This window comes from Ruegeria sp. BC2, assembly GCF_056539245.1.
Genome location: NZ_JBQFUQ010000006.1, coordinates 68,957 through 87,113 on the forward strand (window position 1 = coordinate 68,957; position 18,157 = coordinate 87,113).

At 56.4% G+C, this 18,157-nt stretch carries 17 protein-coding genes; 2 read left to right on the forward strand and 15 right to left on the reverse strand.

The window, feature by feature from the left end:
• Positions 1 to 13: 13 nt before the first annotated feature.
• The 8 genes from ACR0CU_RS18150 to ACR0CU_RS18185 form a co-directional block, all read right to left on the reverse strand.
• Positions 14 to 1,072 (reverse strand): LacI family DNA-binding transcriptional regulator, encoded by a 1,059-nt coding sequence (locus ACR0CU_RS18150; protein WP_170343496.1) that lies wholly within the window; start codon positions 1,070 to 1,072, stop codon positions 14 to 16.
• 7 nt (positions 1,073 to 1,079) lie between these two features.
• Positions 1,080 to 2,702 (reverse strand): dihydroxyacetone kinase subunit DhaK, encoded by a 1,623-nt coding sequence (locus ACR0CU_RS18155; RefSeq protein WP_170448961.1) that lies wholly within the window; start codon positions 2,700 to 2,702, stop codon positions 1,080 to 1,082.
• A gap of 10 nt (positions 2,703 to 2,712) precedes the next feature.
• A complete protein-coding gene (locus tag ACR0CU_RS18160; protein WP_170343498.1) occupies positions 2,713 to 3,705 on the reverse strand; it encodes an ABC transporter ATP-binding protein in 993 nt (330 codons plus the stop codon).
• Complete coding sequence (locus tag ACR0CU_RS18165) at positions 3,698 to 4,795, reverse strand: ABC transporter ATP-binding protein (protein WP_170368062.1); 1,098 nt, start codon at positions 4,793 to 4,795, stop codon at positions 3,698 to 3,700. The genes ACR0CU_RS18160 and ACR0CU_RS18165 overlap by 8 nt, the downstream gene beginning before the upstream one ends.
• A 2-nt stretch (positions 4,796 to 4,797) precedes the next feature.
• A complete protein-coding gene (locus tag ACR0CU_RS18170; RefSeq protein WP_170448959.1) occupies positions 4,798 to 4,986 on the reverse strand; it encodes a hypothetical protein in 189 nt (62 codons plus the stop codon).
• Complete coding sequence (locus ACR0CU_RS18175; RefSeq protein WP_010442361.1) at positions 4,983 to 5,921, reverse strand: carbohydrate ABC transporter permease; 939 nt, start codon at positions 5,919 to 5,921, stop codon at positions 4,983 to 4,985. Before ACR0CU_RS18175 ends, ACR0CU_RS18170 begins: the two co-directional genes overlap by 4 nt.
• Positions 5,918 to 6,865, reverse strand: coding sequence for a carbohydrate ABC transporter permease (locus tag ACR0CU_RS18180; protein WP_170332156.1), 948 nt, complete (start codon positions 6,863 to 6,865; stop codon positions 5,918 to 5,920). The genes ACR0CU_RS18175 and ACR0CU_RS18180 overlap by 4 nt, the downstream gene beginning before the upstream one ends.
• Positions 6,866 to 6,944: 79 nt before the next feature.
• Positions 6,945 to 8,264 (reverse strand): ABC transporter substrate-binding protein, encoded by a 1,320-nt coding sequence (locus tag ACR0CU_RS18185; RefSeq protein WP_093965439.1) that lies wholly within the window; start codon positions 8,262 to 8,264, stop codon positions 6,945 to 6,947.
• 398 nt (positions 8,265 to 8,662) lie between these two features.
• Between ACR0CU_RS18185 and ACR0CU_RS18190 the strand changes: the two genes are divergently transcribed.
• Entirely contained in the window at positions 8,663 to 9,442 is a 780-nt protein-coding gene (locus ACR0CU_RS18190) for an MOSC domain-containing protein (RefSeq protein ID WP_170448957.1), read from the forward strand.
• 100 nt (positions 9,443 to 9,542) lie between these two features.
• On the opposite strand, the gene ACR0CU_RS18195 is transcribed toward ACR0CU_RS18190, so the two are convergent.
• From ACR0CU_RS18195 to ACR0CU_RS18225, 7 genes are all read right to left on the reverse strand, one after another.
• Positions 9,543 to 10,430 carry a sulfotransferase domain-containing protein gene (locus tag ACR0CU_RS18195; RefSeq protein ID WP_170448955.1) on the reverse strand — a complete coding sequence of 296 codons (888 nt, stop codon included), beginning with the start codon at positions 10,428 to 10,430 and terminating at the stop codon, positions 9,543 to 9,545.
• Positions 10,431 to 10,775: 345 nt separating this feature from the next.
• Complete coding sequence (locus ACR0CU_RS18200) at positions 10,776 to 12,323, reverse strand: arylsulfatase (protein ID WP_170373386.1); 1,548 nt, start codon at positions 12,321 to 12,323, stop codon at positions 10,776 to 10,778.
• Positions 12,324 to 12,894: 571 nt separating this feature from the next.
• Entirely contained in the window at positions 12,895 to 13,743 is an 849-nt protein-coding gene (locus tag ACR0CU_RS18205; RefSeq protein WP_170448953.1) for an enoyl-CoA hydratase/isomerase family protein, read from the reverse strand.
• 78 nt (positions 13,744 to 13,821) lie between these two features.
• Entirely contained in the window at positions 13,822 to 14,610 is a 789-nt protein-coding gene (locus tag ACR0CU_RS18210; protein WP_170448951.1) for an SDR family NAD(P)-dependent oxidoreductase, read from the reverse strand.
• 12 nt (positions 14,611 to 14,622) lie between these two features.
• Positions 14,623 to 15,588 carry an LLM class oxidoreductase gene (locus tag ACR0CU_RS18215; protein ID WP_170448949.1) on the reverse strand — a complete coding sequence of 322 codons (966 nt, stop codon included), beginning with the start codon at positions 15,586 to 15,588 and terminating at the stop codon, positions 14,623 to 14,625.
• Between the two features lie 13 nt (positions 15,589 to 15,601).
• Positions 15,602 to 16,378, reverse strand: a complete 777-nt coding sequence (locus ACR0CU_RS18220) for a CmcJ/NvfI family oxidoreductase (protein WP_170448947.1) — start codon at positions 16,376 to 16,378, stop codon at positions 15,602 to 15,604.
• 54 nt (positions 16,379 to 16,432) lie between these two features.
• The gene (locus tag ACR0CU_RS18225; protein WP_170448945.1) at positions 16,433 to 17,128 is read right to left on the reverse strand and encodes an NAD(P)H-dependent oxidoreductase; all 696 of its coding nucleotides are present in this window, start codon (positions 17,126 to 17,128) and stop codon (positions 16,433 to 16,435) included.
• A gap of 110 nt (positions 17,129 to 17,238) precedes the next feature.
• Between ACR0CU_RS18225 and ACR0CU_RS18230 the strand changes: the two genes are divergently transcribed.
• Complete coding sequence (locus tag ACR0CU_RS18230; protein ID WP_170448943.1) at positions 17,239 to 18,147, forward strand: LysR family transcriptional regulator; 909 nt, start codon at positions 17,239 to 17,241, stop codon at positions 18,145 to 18,147.
• Positions 18,148 to 18,157: the final 10 nt, after the last annotated feature.

Here is an 18,157-nt window from a genome sequence, read left to right on the forward strand (position 1 = left end):
AAAACCTAAGCCGCTATGGCGGTAAATTTTCCCTCAGATAGATGTCGATACGGATACGTTCCTGCGCTTTGTTGAATGGGACTTTGTCCGAAGTCGCACGCAAAAGACGGACGGCTGAACGAACAATGTGCCCGGTGTCTTGCGAGATCAGGGCGTCAAACGTGCCAAGCCTCAGAGCCTCTCGACTAAGCGGAGTCAGCTCATGCGCTATGATCACCAGATCCTTGCTGAGCTTGTTTTCCGAAAGGAACTGAATAAGGCCGGCATTGCCCGCTGCTGACGAGTATATTCCGACCAGATCCGGGTAGGTTTCGAAGATCTCGGGCATCATCTTGTAAATCAGATCCGGGTCATCCCGGCCCTCAACAGACGCCACGACTTCGAGATGCGGAAACTCCTCGGCCACAACAAGATCAAAGCCCTGGCGACGCTCCAGGTGGTCACGTGCCAAACGAGAGCCAGTCAGAACCAGGACCTTGCCTTCCCGATGCACGAACCGCCCCATCAATTGACCGGCGGTTCGTCCTGCGGAAACGTTGTCAATTCCTACAAAGTGGTCTCGCTCGGAACTCGGCAGGTCAGACACCAAGGCAACCACCGGGACCCCTTTGTCCTTGAGCCGTCTCACCGCATCGCGAACAGAAGGCGTTTCGGGTCCGAAAACGGCAACCCCATCAACATCCAAACTGTCGACAGCATCCAGAATGTTGACGATATCCTGCGGTTCAAACGGAGCGACCCTTTTGATCGTGATGCGAGTCCGCTCGATAAACTGGTCACGGGATTGCTCTGCGATCTGGTTGCTGATCGCCTCCACAAATTCGTTGTCGGTGTCCGGCAGAACAAAAAGGAAATTGTAAACCCGGTTTCGTGCGAGGTTTGCCGCGGCGGTGTCGCGCACATACCCCAGTTCATCAATTGCCTTTTGTACTTTCTGAACGGTTACTGCGCGCACGCCGGGGCGCCTGTTCAAGACCCGGTCCACAGTCGCAAGACTGACACCCGCAACCCGCGCGATGTCATTGACGGTTGGCTTCTTCACCAATTCTAGTTTTTGTTTTTGGTCTGCCACGTGTTCCTCAGCCCTCAAGCTCCCGCGCCAAGCCCTCGAACAACAAGGCAACGGCCTCAGCGCCGGGATCGTTATGTCCAACTAGGTTTTCTTCGGGAACATAAGCTGCTCGGCCCGCCTTCGCACGGCAAATTTTGGCCGTATTGTTCGCTCCTTCGCGGGCGGCATGTGCGGCATGGGTCAACCCCGATGGGAGAGCGGCAAGCGCGGGTGCCAAGGCGTCAATCATAGTTCTGTCGCCGACCTTGGCGCCTCCGACTTGGCTGACGCGTTTCAGGCCTTCTTCCAGGGATTTGGCTACGGTTGCCCCATTGGCACATGCGTCACCAGCTGCATTGAAGAAAATTGCTAGTATCACACCGGAGGAGCCACCCATGGTTTGGCTCAATTCATTGCCCAACGCCGGGAACAGCTGAGTCAAATCAGCGAGCGGCATGCGGTCAAGGCTGCCTTGCAGCGCTCTTGCGGCCGTCGCCAATGTGCTTCCTGTGTCGCCATCACCGGACTTCGCGTCCAGTTCGTTCAGATTCTTCTCAGCGTTGATGAGGAGTTCAGACAAGCGCGAGATCGTTTCCCTTGTGGTGGGATTGTTCGAAGGAATTGGATCGATCGGCGTCAGGCCGTCAGGCAATGGTGCCACTTTGATCGGGTCGATGGAATTGACCCCGGGCCACGCGGCCAGATCAACAGGTGCTTCAAGAGCTGACAAATCGGCCTGATCCACGGGTAGAATGGAAACAGAAAACCCGTGCATATCCAGCGATGTCATCATGGGGGCCGGGCCGATGATATGGTGGGCAATACCGGTTTCGGACAAGGCGTGCGTGAGGACAGCCATTTCCAGCGGAGTCGTGGAACCGAGGTTGTTGACCAACGCCACACATTCCCCGGCCCCAAGCCGTTGCCTTAGCTTCTCCACCACTGTGGACATGGCCGAGACGGCATTTGAGAACTCGACTTGCTGCACACCCGGTTCGCCATGGATGCCCAAGCCAAGTTCCGCTTTGCCGGGTGCGATCCTCTCTTCTTTCGGAGATCCCGGAACGGTACAGGTGTCCAGGCTCATTCCGATGCTGACAACCTTTTCGATGGTGCTACTGGCTGCTTTGGCAACGGTGTCCAGGTCAGCACCGCTTTCCGCAAGCGCTCCGGCGATTTTGTGCACGAACAACGTGCCTGCCACGCCACGTGGTTGCGGCAGGTCGGGCAGGGCGATGTCGTCGTCGACGACCACCATCTCAACCTTGCGACCCAATGCACGGGCACGTTCAGCGGCCAGCCCAAAGTTCAGCCGGTCACCGGTATAATTCTTGACGATCAGCAAGCACCCAGCCTCACCCGTTACCGCAAGAATGCCCGCCAGAACCGCCTCGACCGACGGGGACGCAAACACTTCGCCGCAGACTGCGGCCGTCAGCATACCGGCGCCAACAAAGCCCGCATGGGCGGGTTCGTGACCTGACCCTCCACCGGACACCAACGCCACCTTCGACTTGTCCCAATCCGACCTGTAGACAACTTTGATATGCGGGTAGCCGTCCAGCCGGGTAAGCCTCCCTCCAGAGGAGGCCAGAAGACCGTCTATGGCATCTGTTACCAGAGTTTCTTTTGTGTTGAGGAACTGGGCCATGCTTTGCTCCTTAATTCACCCGCGCGCCGGACGCGTCAAAATACAATGGGTTGTGGGGGCGGATTTTAATAATTTTTCCAGATGGATAGTCCTGGTGGACATCAATCAACGTCACGACCGGGTGACCGTTTAGGTCCAGGTGCAGCCGTGTTTGATCGCCCAGATGCTCGGCGCGTATCACGCGCGCCTCGCTGCCTTCACCTTCAATGATGTTTTCCGGGCGAAGTCCAATCTGCGGACCCTTGTGGTCGCCTCCGAACAACTCGGACGGCAGAATGTTAATCCGTGGCAGACCCAACCTGCTGGCCACGTAAACGCTGCCGGGGTTTTCATAGATATCGCGAGGGGTACCGTACTGAACCAGCCTGCCGTTTTCCAAAACGCCGATATGCGTGGCCATTGTCATGGCTTCCACCTGATCATGGGTCACATAAAGCAAGGTTGATCCCAGGTCGGCCTGAATTCTCTTCAACTCGACCCGCAAATCCGCCCGAAGCTTGGCGTCCAAAGAGCTGAGCGGTTCGTCCATCAGGAAGATCTGGGGGTCGCGCACCAGCGCCCGTCCGATCGACACTCGCTGCATTTCTCCGCCGGACAATTCGGTAGCTTTGTTGTCCAGCTTGTGCGGGATCTGCAGGATCTCCGAGACTTCTTTGACCTTCCTCGCGATCTCATCCTCTGGTGTTTTCAGGATCGGCGACCGCAGAGGGAAAGACAGGTTTTCACGGACTGTCATATGCGGGTACAGCGAGTATTGCTGGAAGACCATCGCCACGTCGCGCTGGGCGGGTGTATCCATCCCTACATCGCGTCCGGCAATGCGAACTGTGCCTGAATCCAGTTTCTCAAGCCCGGATATCAGTCTCAGCGTTGTAGTTTTTCCCGCGCCCGTTGGACCCAACAACACTACAAAGGCGCCGTTGGGGATCGTCATTGAGATATCATCCACCGCTTTGATGTCGCCGAATGACTTCGAAATGTTTTCCAGAACGACTTCAGCCATTGCTCAGTACCTCGTCGTTCAGTGCGGACCTCAACGCGCGTCCGGTAGATTTTTCGAAAAGGGTCACTGCAGACGAGCGGAATTCCAATCCGACCGTCTCGCCGGGATTGACGGTTTCGCGAGCATCAATGCGGGCTTTCAGCTCTCCGTTCGGACTCTGCAGCGTCACGATCTGCGTGGTTCCCAGATATTCAGCGGCCAGGACCTTGGCTCGGTAGGCGCTGGCATCCGACAGAAAAACATGCTCGGGTCGAACGCCAAAAACCAAGTCACCTTCCGCACCTTCCATCAATTTGGGCACGGCTTCGTCATGGCCATTCAGTCGAACCATTTCCGAGCCAGGCGCGACCTTTCCCTGAAACGGCAGGAAGTTCATCGAAGGAGACCCGATAAAATCCGCAACGAACATAGTGGCTGGTTTGTCGTAGATTTCCTGAGGCGTGCCGAATTGCTCGATCACAGCGTTGTTCATCACAACGATCTTGTCGCCCATTTGCATGGCTTCCAGTTGGTCATGTGTGACGTAAACAGTGGTTGCGCCCATGCGATCGTGGAGCGCGCGTAGTTCTTCGGCCATGTGCTCACGAAACTCGGCATCCAAAGCGCCAAGAGGTTCGTCCATCATGAACGCCTTGGGTTCGCGAACAATTGCGCGACCCAGCGCCACGCGTTGCCTGTCGCCACCTGAAAGCCCACCCACTGGGCTGTCTAGGATGTCGTTTATCCCCAGAATTCCGGCGACTTCCTCGACTTTGGCTTTGACAGCAGCACGCGGCATGCCCTGCGATATAAGCGGATAGCTGATGTTCTTGCGCACGTTCATGTGGGGATACAGCGCGAACATCTGGAACACGAAGGCAATGTCCCGCTCTGATGGCGGCCGCTGGCTGATCTCTTCGCCGTCCAGATAGATTTCGCCCGACGTTGGAAGCTCCAATCCCGCGATCATTCGCAGCGTCGTCGTTTTCCCGCAACCGGAGGGGCCCAGCAGCATGAAGAACTCGCCGTCTTCAATCGTGAACGAACTTTCGCGGACAGCCGTGAAATCGCCGAACATCTTCTTTACGTTTTTGACTACGATCTGGGCCATTTCTACTCCGGGAAATGGCTGACGATGATGAACATGACGGTTCCGATCAGCGTGACGATGAAGGAATAAGTGAAGGCCCAAAGGACAAAGGGCTGCATCAGCATGAAGACACCCAGTGCGATGAGGATGGTTGCGACCAACTCCCATGGGCCGCGGCGGAGCCGCACCAATCCGGAAAGAAACTCGCTCATTTGCGTACGGCTCCGAATGTTATCCCGCGCAGCAAGTGTTTGCGCATCAGGATGGTGAAAATCATGACCGGGATCAGGAAGATCGTCGCGCCGGCCGCAACGGCAGGCCAGTCCAGGCCGCCGATGCCGATGATGGTCGGGATGAACGGCGGTGCGGTCTGTGCATTCGCAGATGTCAGCAGCACGGCAAACGCGTACTCATTCCAGGCGAAGATCAGGCAGAAGATCGCAGTTGACGCAATTCCGGTAGCGGCTTGCGGCAGCACCACTTTGTAGAAGGCCTGAAACCTCGTGTACCCATCGATAAGGGCGGCTTCCTCGTACTCTCTGGGGATTTCGTCGATGAACCCTTTCAGCAACCAGACCGCCAGAGAGATATTTACCCCCGTATAGAGCAGGATCATTCCCAGATGCGTGTCGCTTAAACCGAGGTTTCTGAACATCAGGAAGATAGGGATGGCGACAGCGACCGGAGGCATCATCCTTGTGCTCAGGATGAAGAACAAAAGGTCGTCTTTGAGCGGGACCTTAAATCGGCTGAACGCATAGGCGGCCAGCGTGCCAAGGAAGATACTCAAGAACGTCGAGCCAAATCCGATGATGACCGAATTCATGAAGCGCTCACCGAATTTGGAGGGCCCAACGATCACCATGTCGTATTGGCGTACGATCTCATCGGCCCAGTTTTGCGGCGGGTTGGCTTCCAGAAACTCCTGCGTCTGCCTGGTGCGTGTGGTGAAAAGGTTTACGTAGCCTTCGAGCGTTGGGTCAAAGACCACCTTGGGCGGATAGCTGATCGCGTCGGCCGGAGACTTGAAGCCAGTCAGCAAGATCCACACCAGCGGGATCATCGTGATCAGCGCATAAGTGATAACCAGGAAGCCTGCGATCCATTTGGACCGGTTCGAAGGTTCAGTGACCGAAAAACTGCTCATCGCTGTTTCACCTTGTTCAGGGCTTTGACGTAGATCGACGCAAGGCCGAACACGGTGACGAACAAGATGATCGCATAGGCCGAGGCGTAGCCCGTCCGCCACTTCTCAAACGCCTCTCGCTTGAGATTGATTGAGGTGAGTTCCGTTACAGATCCCGGCCCACCGCCTGTCAGCTGAACAACCAGGTCGAACATCTTGAAGTTCTCGATCCCTCGAAACAGCACCGCGAGCATCAGGAACGGCAGCACCATCGGAATGGTAATCGTAAAGAACTGCCGCAGCTTGCTGGCCCTGTCGATCTCAGCCGCCTCGTAGATGTAGTCGGGGATGCTGCGCAGCCCGGCCAGACAGATCAGCATCACGAAGGGGGTCCACATCCAGGTGTCAACGATCACGATCGCCCAAGGGGCCAAAGTGACCGACCCCAGCATTTCAAAGCTTGAGGGGTCCTTGCCGGTGAACCAGGACACGATGTAGTTGAACAGGCCGATTTGAGGCTGATACAGGAATTTCCAGAAATTCCCGACGACGGCCGGGGACAGCATCATCGGCAGCACGATGATCGTGGTCCAAAGATCGTTGCCCTTGAATTTCTTGTTGATCAACCACGCCAGCGTGAACCCGATCAGGACCTGGAAAAAGATTGTCCAGAACAGGAAATGCGCTGTTGCCTGCATATTCAGCCAGGTATCCGAGTCCGTCAGGATACGCTCGTAGTTCCTGAGTCCGACGTCTTTGACCTCGCGCCCGATCCGGTTGGCCTTGTAGTTGGTAAAGCTCAGCTGGATGGTCCAGATCAACGGAAAGATGTTGATCGCCAGCAATAGAAAAATCGTTGGGGAGATGAAAATCCAGGCGATCGCGCGGTCGGATAATCCTCGGATTTTTCGCGCAACTCGCTCGGGCGTTGCCTGCGCAACGCGATCTACGGTCCTGTCAGACATCTCTTTGCCAGCTCTTGTTGGTTTAGGACTCACGGGTGAAGGTGGAGCGGGATTGCACCCGCTCCTGCCTGTGTCCGGACTACAGCTTGCCTTCGTCTTCGAAGACTTCGGTCCAGTCTTGGATCAGAAGGTCAAGCGCTTCTTGAGCGGTGCCCTGGTCCGCAACCACGTAGTCGTGGATGCGCTTCTGCATCGCCAGCAGCAGTTCCGCATAAGCAGGCTCCTGCCAGAAATCCTGCACCCCGGCCATCGCTTCCAGGAAGTCACCGGCAAACGGCTGGCTGTCAACAAAACCCGGATCTTCCAGTACGGAGTTATGGGCCGAGTAGCCGCCGAGCTCCCACCATTTGGCCTGAACGTCCGGTTGTGCAAACCACTTGATGTACTCAAGTGCGGCGTCTTGTTTGTCAGAGTAGCTGACAACAGAGATACCTTGTCCGCCAAGTGTCGAACCTGCCTGATTTTGTGGTGGGTTCACGAAGAAGTCGATTTTGTCACCGCCGGTATTGGGATCGGCGTAGAGACCCGGGAAGAACGCAAACCAGTTCATCGCCATGGCGACCTGACCGGACTTAAAGGCGTCCAGACTCTCACCCATGTAAGAGTTGGTATATCCCGGAGGCGTCGCCGTTTCGTAGAATTCCTTGTAGAATTCCAGAGCTTCAACCGCTTCGGGCGAGTTCACGGCGCCTTCCATGTCATAGGAACCCGGCGTGTTTTCGTATTTGAAACCCCAAGGATACAGCGCTCCGGTCACACCCATGGTGATCCCTTCCGAGCCGCGCTCGGTAAAGATGGCTGCACCATAGACAGTCTTGCCGTCGATCTCACGACCTTGGAAAAACTGCGCGATCTGCAGAAGTTCTTTTTGCGATTGAGGCTCGCGAAGATCCTGACCCGTCGCCTCTTTGTAGGCGGCTTGGATGTCGGGGTTTTCGAACCAGTCCTTGCGGTAGAACCAGCCATTCGCATCGCCCATCGCTGGCAGCGCATAGTAGTTCGGCGTGCCCTTGGGCCAGGTCGAGTACGCATAGACGGTGGCCGGCGCGAAATCGTCCATGCTGATGCCTTCAGCATCGAAGAAGTCGTTCAGTTTGACATAGTGGCCATTCTCAGCGCCCCCGCCGATCCACTGGCTGTCACCGATCAACAAGTCGCAGAGCTTGCCCCCAGAGTTCAGCTCGTTCAGCATCCGATCCGCAAAATTCGGCCAGGGAACAAACTCGAAGTTCATCGTGTGACCGGATTCGGCTTCGAATTCCTTTGAAAGCTCAACAAGCGCGTTGGCCGGGTCCCATGCAGCCCAACAAAGCGTCAGATCTTCAGCATTCGCCTTGGTGGAAAGAGTAGTAGCGGCAAGGACTATTGCGCTGGCCGAGGCCAGTTTTGTGTAAGTCATCCATTCCTCCCTTTTTTCGCCGTCAATCGAGGATGTGCGAATCGCGGCATACCTCCAAGGCTATTTGAGGTACGCACATCAAGTCTAGATATTTTTGAGGTTCGTACCTCAAGCGGGCGGTGGTTGACGATTAGTGCTCCTCTTAACCACTGATTTCATGTAATTTTATTCCATTTCGTCGGTGTGCATGTATTTTCAGCAGTGAGGCACTTAAGGGCCGCACCCGCCAAAATTGGCCCAGCTCACAATCACGGCCATCATGCGGCCAACCGGATTTTGGAGCCCGCTTATCAGGCTCCAGCGGATTATTCGGTCGATACCTTTGAGGATTGGAGATAGCGTCAAACGGCACGGGTCACTCTGGATCGTGCGTGACTCGTATTGACAGGTGCAGACGTATGAACACGCTCTCTATCGTCAGATTGAACCGGTTCCCAATCAAAGGCTTGAGTGCAGAGCCGATGCAAACCGTGACGCTGCTGGCAGGGGAGGGGATCCCAGGTGATCGCCTGTTCGGATTTGCGCGCTACAATTCCGGTTTCGACCCACAGAACCCTCAGCCACTGCCGAAAGATCGCTTTGTTGTTCTGTTGAATGAGGCAGCGCTGGCAGGCGTCGAGACGAGTTTTGATTTTGAGACCCAAGATCTTGAGATCAAAGCGAACGGCAAAACGCAAAGCTTCAATATGCGAACACTAGACGACCGGATGAATGCGGCAAGCTTCCTGTCCTCAGAGATCGGCTTGAAAGATCCCGAACTGCCGGAATTCGTCTCGTCCGCTCCTCATCGGTTTACGGATGTGTCCGTCGTCTCACCAAAAATGATGAACGCGATATCCGTTCTTAATCGCGCGTCGGTGAGAGAGTTGGGTGAAAAACTGAACGCAGAGATCCAGCCAGCGCGGTTCCGCGCGAACATCGAGATAGATGGCTTACCTGCGTTGTTCGAGTTGGAGGCGGTCGGATCAGTTCTGAGATTTGGCGATGTTGAGTTGAAGATACTATCGCGAACGAAAAGGTGTGCGGCCACTGAAGTGAACCCGGACACGGCCGAGCGTGACTTGAAAATACCCTATCTTATTAGGAAGTTGATGGGGCACATGGATATGGGCGTCTATGTCGAAGTGACGAAAGGCGGAACCCTAAGTGTCGGCCAACCCGGGGAAATGCTTGCCTGAATGCCGCCCCCTCAGATTGGCGACCTCGGGAAACCTCTGTTCCATATTCAATCGTGAAAAAGGTCTTCGGTTTTTGCTGGTTCGCCCGGGGTAGCGATATCTACGCAGCGAAGCTCCCCTGAGAGCCATATTCCAACCAGTCGCGGTCTTCGGGATCTAGGTGTGCATCCATCATCGCGTCGTAGCTTGCCAGTTCTTCCGCCGTCAGTTTTCCGCGCCATTTGCCGCTCGTTCCGCTGTGAAAAAACTCGGCATCCGACTTGAAGAACCCTTTGCCACCTGAGGGAGCATAGCGTTCTGCTTTGTCCTTCATGTTGTCGAAGGTCGCAGCTTGAACCAATTGATCCATGACTGCCTCTGAATGGGTCGTGCCCAAGATGTCAGCCAGCCTGAAGAACGTTCCTCTCAAGTCCCGGGTCATGTCTGCGTAGTGAAAACGCGATACGTTCGGCCGGTCGGAAAGCGCCGCCGCGGCTTTGTAATGCCGAATGATATGGGCCAGTGGCATCGCATCGGTATCGAACCCTTCCGCCCCGCCGTCCAGAAAGCGACGGAATGTGATACCTTCTTCATCGTTCTCGGGATACCAGGTGTCAAACCAGGTCATTGGAATGTTTCTGACGTGTTTGCGATACGAGAAATGCGCATCGAGGGGATGACGAAAAACGCAGATGTACTGTGCTTGATCATCCAGAGGTAACCCATCCATCGGTGTGTGGCTTTTCATGCTGCGCCGATGCTGCATGGCTTCGAGCCGCTCTGCGACTTCAGGCATCTCTCGGATTCGGATGTCTACCCAAGGCATCTTCACTGACAACTCCGTTTCAACTTCGGGATCACCAGAAAACAACAGCGATACGATGGTTTGCATCCAGGTCGTGCCGCATTTCGGAGGTGTTACCACGAACACATCGTCGGGGCGGATGCGAACCATATCCCAGCGTCTATTGTCGGTCAGGGGGCCAAGGTAGAGCTTTCGGTTTTTCACGTCTGAAAACTCCTCCGCGCGAATTGGTTCAGGAAAAATGGAATGAAAGTGAAAGGCGACTGGTTCTCATGGCGGAAATCCCAAAAAGCCAGTTGCTGCCTTGTTGAGTTAGGCCGGCAACAGAATGAGAGCGGAGCAGCACCTACACGTTATTCCAACAACCGCTCAGGGTTCTGGCCAGCAAGCAGCGCGCAATGCCCGCAAAACGGAACCAAGCCGCCGTTCATCCTTTCCCTTGGACTGCGCTGGTCTTCAGTCCAAGGGGATGATTTACCAGGCTGAATTCGACAAACAGTTGTCTGCGAATTCAGGCTGGCGAACACAGCTCACGGCGTCCCTTTGGTGCTATTGGTTCCCGGCACGGCTTGTGAGTTCCTCCATGACGTTGTCGAGGTTGAAGCTGCCGGGCTTTTGCCTTGGCGGAAATTCCTCGAAGCTTTGTAGCCATTGCCCAACGAAGGCGGAGGCCGGAGCTATCGCGAACATATGCTCGAGGAACCAGCGCTGGTATCCCATAGCGTTCTCTTCTTCTGCTCGCTCGAACGGATCGCTGCGGAGGTTTGCCAGCATCGGTGCGCGCAAGACTTCAAACGGTGAGAGCCATACATCAAGCCCATGCGCATTCTGCTTCAGGAATGTCACTTTGTACTGTTCGTATCGCAAGGCGGCGACGCTGCCATCATCCGTCCAATAGATGAACTCGCTGCGCGGCCACTCATCCGTTTCACCTGAGAGCGACGGCAGAAGATTGTAGCCGTCAAGATGGGCCTTGTATTGGCGACCGATCGCTTCAACGCCACCATCGAGCAGCTTTTCTTTGATGTCTGGCTCACCGACCGCAGCCAGAATGGTAGGCAACATATCCGTGTGCGATACTACGCCATTGACCTTCGATCCCGGCTCGATGACGCCCGGCCACTTGATGACCGTCGGGACGCGATAGCCACCTTCCCACTGCGTGTTTTTCTCACCGCGGAAGGGTGTCGTACCGCCATCCGGCCACGTGAACGTCTCCGCTCCGTTGTCGGTTGAATACATTACGACGGTGTTGTCGGCGATTCCGAGCTCATCAAGTTTATCAAGCAGTACGCCGACATGCCCATCATGCTCGACCATGCCATCGGGATAAACTCCAAGTCCCGTCACTCCCTCGGACTCTTCCTTCAGATGCGTGAAAATGTGCATGCGGGTTGAATTCCACCAAAGGAAGAAAGGTTTGTCCTGTTCGACGGCTCTATCCATGAAATCCAACGCGCTGGCTGTGACTTCTTCGTCAACGGTTTCCATGCGCTTTTTCGTAAGCGGCCCGGTATCCTCGATCGAGCCATCAGCGGTCGACTTGATCACCCCGCGCGGGCCGAAGTTTTCCCTGAAGGCTTCATCCTTGGGGTAGTCAGGGTTTTCGGGCTCTTCTTCTGCGTTGAGATGGTAAAGGTTTCCGAAAAACTCATCGAAACCATGGTTTGTGGGTAGGTGCTCGTCACGGTCACCCAAATGGTTTTTGCCGAACTGGCCAGTCATGTAACCATGGTTTTTGAGCAGCCCGGCGATGGTTGGGTCTTCGACGGGCATGCCCTCGGGCGCGCCGGGTAGGCCGACCTTGGTCAAACCCGTGCGGATGGGAGATTGTCCCGTGATAAAGGCTGCTCGTCCTGCGGTGCAGGACTGCTCACCGTACCAATCAGTAAATAGCGCGCCTTCTTTGGCTATGCGGTCGATGTTGGGTGTCTGATACCCCATCATGCCATGGTTGTAGGCACTGATATTCCAAAATCCAATGTCATCTCCCCAAATTATCAGGAAGTTCATGGGGGGATCATCTTGTGCGGAAACGGCTGTGGCGGCTGCAGCAAACAAGGCCGCCATTATCGTTGATCTTGTTTTGTATTTCATTTTCGTCCTCCCAAATTTTTTGTTAATACCGAGTAACCTATCACAAAACTGGCGGTTTTGTCGGGGCATTTGCGGTTTTCAGGATTTCGGGCGGAAACGCGCAAGTGATCCAAGAGACCCAATCGACTTTGATGGCTTTGATTTACGAGGCGGCTGAAACTTTTCTCCGCGCTTCAAGGCGTGGTTGTTCAAGACCAGTTGCACCGAACCTCGGAGCCACGCCAATCCGGTTTCTGGGGCACTTCTTCTGCTTTTGGCGCAAGGAAGGCACCCGCTGAACGTTTTTTGGGTGTGTGTTCAGTAAGCCTGTCGGTCGTTCCGGCACATTCGATCCCACGCGTTGGCGACCGAAAAGCGCCGCGCACCGCAGATCAGCCCGGTCGCCCCGGACGTCGGTGCTGCTGCCGTCTAACCTTTGGCCTATCGCCGGCTTCGGAACATGGGCGTATGAGTTCTTTGACAACCGCAGTATGGCGACCTGCGTGCCTCCGCTCCCTTGCAGTCGGAACGCCCAAACCTGCTGCGGGATTTGATCCGCTGAAACCGATTTCAGCGGATCAAGCGGCAATGATCAGTTGGTGATTTCTTGCACCTTCATGACCAGTTCGTTCCAGTTTCGCTGGTTCTCGATATCATGCTCGAGCGCTTGTTCATCGGCAATTCGAAAGCGTTTGACCGCCGGCGTCTTGCTAGTCGCCTGGTACAGCCAATAGGCCTCGGCCCTCAACGCTTCGGAAATAGGTTTGTCGATGGATTCGTAGACCATCTGCTTGCACGCGTTGATGGATTCGGCGGGGAACTGGGCAATGCGCCTGGCCAGAGCATCGACATAGGGACCGATCTCGTCAGGGTCCAGCGCCTTGTTGATGGTGCCTATGCGCTCGGCATCGTCGGCATCGTAGTCCTGCGCACTCAGGATGATTTCCAATGCCCGGCCAAGTCCGGTTTGGCGCGCCATGCGAGAAGCTCCGCCGCCGCAGGGCAGGATACCCATGCCAACTTCCATCTGCATGAACTTGAACTTCCCGCGTGCCGCAAAACGCATGTCCAGCGCGAGCGCGAGTTCGTGTCCGCCGCCACGCGCGAAGCCTTCAAGCTTTGCGATTGTTGCCTGCGGGACCTTGCTCAGCCGTTCGCACACTGACTGCAGGTCCAGCAGCTGGGCTTCTTCGCGCGAAACGGCCTCGGTCGAAAGATCCTTGAGCAACTCGGTATCGTAATGACAGACCCAGATTTCGGGGTTCGCAGACTGGAAGATCACCACTTTGGTTTCCCGGTCCCGCTCCAACCGCATCGCAAGGCTGTTGAGGTCGGCCAGCATCTCCTGGCCCTGAACATTGACCGCTCCGAAGTTGAACGTCACGGTGGCGATTGCATTCTCGACCGCGACGTCGAAGGTCTGGAAGTTTTCGTATTTCATTGGACAGTCCTCTCCTGTCCTCGTCATCAAAGATGCGAGGGTTTGCGTGGATTGGCTGGACGCGGGAGTGCGCCCGGCTCAGCCGTAGTGGCGGATAGTGTCTTGAATGGCCTTCATGACGTCGGCTGCGTGTTCGGACTTCAGCGCCGCGGGGTGCGGGTCCGCAAAGGTACCGCCGTCATTGTCGAAATAGGCGCCCGACGCCTGCGCGAACCGATCGCTAAGTGCGGCGTCGATCAGGATGTCGGCGCCGATGTTGAGGTCGTTGCCGGCGACTCCGAAGCCGTCCTTGACCATCTTGGACGCCAGCAATGAACCCGGATTCACCGCGATCAACGCCGGTCCATCGGGCAGGGCGCGGGCCTGTTCGCGAGTCCATATCGTGATTGCCAACTTGCTTTGCGCATATGCGCTCATATCGGCCAACCGCGTTCTGCCGGTCAAAGCATCCACATCCACAGGGGCCTGGGCGGCCGAGGACAGGTTCACGACGCGGCCAGTCTTGGGAATGATCGGAAGCAGAAGTTCGGTCAGCAGATAAGGCGCGAGCGTGTTGACGACGAAGCGGATATCGAGACCGTTTTCGAGATTGGTCTGCGGAGCCTTCAGGACGCCGGCGTTGTTAATCAGCACATCCAGCCGGTCGTGATTGGACCGGATGGCCTCCGCCAAAAACCTCACGGCTGATAGGTCGGACAGATCGGCGCTGTAGGTTTCCGGCTGCCCTCCAACCTTCTGGGCGGCTGCCTCCAGCTTTGCAGAGTTCCGCCCATGCAACAGAACACGGTGACCGTCAGCCGCCAGTTTCTTGGCGGTGAGCAGTCCGATACCATCGGTTGCGCCAGTGATCAGAATGGTTTTGGTCATGTGATCCGTTCCTTATGAAAAATCCGGCAAGATCGTATCCGCCAGGCGTTTGAGTGTCGGTTCGATGGCAGCCTGGTTGAAACGCAGATTCAGGGCGACGTGGTTCATCCCCAACTCACGGATTTCAGCCAAGCAGCGGTGCAGGAAATTCGAACCCGACTGGAACCCCAGATGTATTGGGCGTGCGGGGGCATTTGGGTCTTCCAGCAAGTCGACATAGAGCGACTGCATCACCGGTTTGTCCGGTTGCCCCAGTGCTTTCAGACGGTTCCGGTAATCGGCCACCGCGCGCCCCTGTGAAGCCGCATCGCGCGGATAGGTCATCCACCCATCGCCGTTTTCAGCCACCCAATCCGGGGATTGTCGACTGCCGCCCGTGATCAACAGCGGCAGGCGCGATCCCGAGGGTTTTGGCAGAAGGTCAATGTCGCCGGCCAGATGTCCCTGCAGGCTTTCATGCTTGGGATAGGGTGTTGCCGTCGCACGGATATAGTCGACACTGTCGCGGAACCGTTCACCGCGATCGGGGAAGGATTGACGCATTGCCGGATACTCTTCCGGTCGATCGCCGGACGCCACACCCAACAGCAGACGGCCATCGGACAATACATCCGCCGACGCGGCTGCCTTTGCCACATGGGCCGGATGGCGCAGGGGCAAAACGATGCTGGCGGTCCCCAGGGCAATGCGATCCGTCGCGGTCGCCAGTGCACCCAGATAGACAAACGGGTCAAAGATCTGGCCGGGGTCTCCGAAACTTGGAACATTGAATGGCACGTCGCGCAGCCAAAGCGCGGCAAAGCCCAGAGACTCGGCCAATTGCGCGGCCTTCATGTGGCCCTTCATCGTCGGCTCGGATCCCACCGGGTAGGCCTCAAGCGGCAATACCAGCCCTAGCGTCAGCTGATCCGGTCGAAATACCTGACCATAGGCCTTGTTGATCGGGGCAAAGGACAGGTTTTGGTTTTTGTCCAACATGACGGTTCCTTGCTCAGTACCGCACCAAAGTGCGGGTCTCGATGCTTTTCCGGATGGTGTTGACGGTCGGGTCCTCGACCATATCGAGCGCGCTGTGCGCGACGGAAGGCAACCCCCGATTGTCGTAGATGTTGAAAATAGCGATTTCATCCGGACTCATTCGAGACAGATAGACCCAGTCATGCCGTGCATTCCCGACAAGCCCCATGATCTGCCCTTTGCGGTCAGGATAGATCAGGTCAAGCAGGATCCAGTCTTTGGGGTCGACGGACGAAGGACGGACGAATCCAAGCGGCGCGCTGTTGATCGGGTGATCGACCGGCCGCCAGAGATTGACAAAGGCATAGTGCCCTTTGCTCCACTCGGCCGCCCGCTCGGCGCCTAGCAAATCCTCCAGCCGTTGCCGAGCGCCGTCCGCGCTGTAATCGCTGTGGACATTGCGCGCCGGCTTGCGCGCCGCCTTTGGGTCGTCCACGCGCAAGGTATGGTCAAAGATCACGACCTCGCGAACGCCGATCTTTGTGGTCAGCAGTTGAGTGAGCTCGTGTTCGTAGGGCCGTTTCCACTGATCCCCGGAAAAATCGCGGATGGCACTGGGCGCATTCAGAAACTCGACGCCGTCGGGGTCAAAGCGCAGGGGTTGCCCCGATGTCCGCGTATCAGTCAGGCTCACTTGTGTCGGCAACAGTTCGGGCGAAATCAGGTTGCCGACAATGCCGCCGGCGTCCAGTTGGAACGCCTGCCGTTCAGGTTTGTGAACGTGATAGTTTACGATACCGGTTCGTTGCATCTGTACCCTCACTGAATTGCGGATGACGCAGCCCCTGGCTTTTTCGACGTTGGCTCAGAACCAGTTCACGGTTTCGGCCATCGGGCGGCGGGTCTTGGGGAATTGCGGATCACTGGCGCGATACCCAAAGGCAAACATCACCGCGGGTTTCCATTTCGATGTATCCATCCCGAAATGCTCGGCCAGAGTCTGGGTGGTGAGTTCCAGGTCAAACCCTTCGATGGGGCAGGAATCGACACCCATCAAAGCAGCGGTCGTCATCATGTTGGCCAGAACGATATAGGCCTGTTTGCCGGACCAGTCGGTGATCTCGCGTTCAGTGGTGATGCGATGGTCGGTTGACTGGAACTTGTCATACGCACCGTTGAACAATTCGATGACGTCCTCGGGCAGTTGTTTGACCTTGCGATAGTGGTCCTGCAGATAATCAGACCCAGCGGTCATGGTTGCCGCAGTGCTGGCCAGAATGATGCCAAAGTGGCTGGCTGTCCCCAGCTGGCCGGAGCTGCCGTTCATCATGCCATTGGCGCCCCAGGAAAACTCGCGCAAAAGCTCGCGTTTGTCGGGCGATTGGATGACAAGAATCTTGAATGGCTCGTGCCCGAAAGAGGTGGGCGACAGGCGGCCAGCTTCAAGAATGGTTTCGAAATCGGCGTCGCTGATCTTGCGGTCGGGATCAAAGACCTTTGTCGCGTGCCGGAAATTGAAGGCTTCGAGGATCTGTGACTGAACGTTCGGGCGAACGGACATTGGTGGCTCCATTTGGTTTGTCTTCCGTGGAGCCAGAAATATCACTTGCAGAATCCGATGAAACAGCGGATATCAGGTTTCAGTTTTCGGGTTTTTCGTATAATAAGCTAATGGACACACAGGCGCTTCGGCTTTTCGTTCTTGCAGCGGACAAGCTGAACATATCGGCCGCCGGGCGCGAACTGGGTTTGGTGCCCGCAGTCTCGAGCGCCCGACTTGCCAAGCTGGAGTATCAGCTGGGTGTCGAGTTGCTTCACCGCTCGACCAGGAAAGTATCGCTGTCGCTGGAAGGCGCCGAGTTTCTGCCATATGCGCGCGAGATTCTGGCGCAGGAGAATGCGGCCATGGCCGCCTTGGGGCAGGGGTCGGCCCAAGCCACCGGCACTCTGCGGTTTACTGCGCCCAGTACATTTGCCCAGCTCTACATTGCTCCAATCCTTGCAAAGTTTCAGGAACAGCATCCGGGTGTGACCCTGGACCTGCGTCTGTCGGATGCTCAGTTTGATCTGATCGAGGGTAGCTATGATCTTGCTTTGCGGAACGCACCGCTGATCGATACCAGCCTCAAGGGGCGCAAGCTGGCGGATGACAAACGCATCCTCTGCGCGGCACCGAATTACCTGTCGGCCCACGGAGAGCCCGAGACGCCGGATGATCTGGTGCATCATCGGCTGATCGCATTTCGCCACACCCGGGCCCGGGCGCTGAAAACTGCCCGGGGAGCTGTTGCAAGTTTCGATCCCGGAGCCACGAAATGTCCATTGATCATGGATGACGGTCTCAGCCAGAAGCTGGCCACCGTGGCAGGGGCGGGGATCTCGATGAACTCGCTGTGGAGCGTTCAGGAAGAGCTTGCCTCGGGCAAGTTGCGTCATGTCCTTCCCGAATATGAGACGGCGGAAGACAACGTGCTGTGGCTGATCTATCCCAAGTCGAACGTATTGTCGCCAAAAGTAAGGGTCTTCATGGATTTTCTGATCACCGAGATCGGCGTGAAGCCTCCGTGGGAAAGACCATAGGACTGACTGA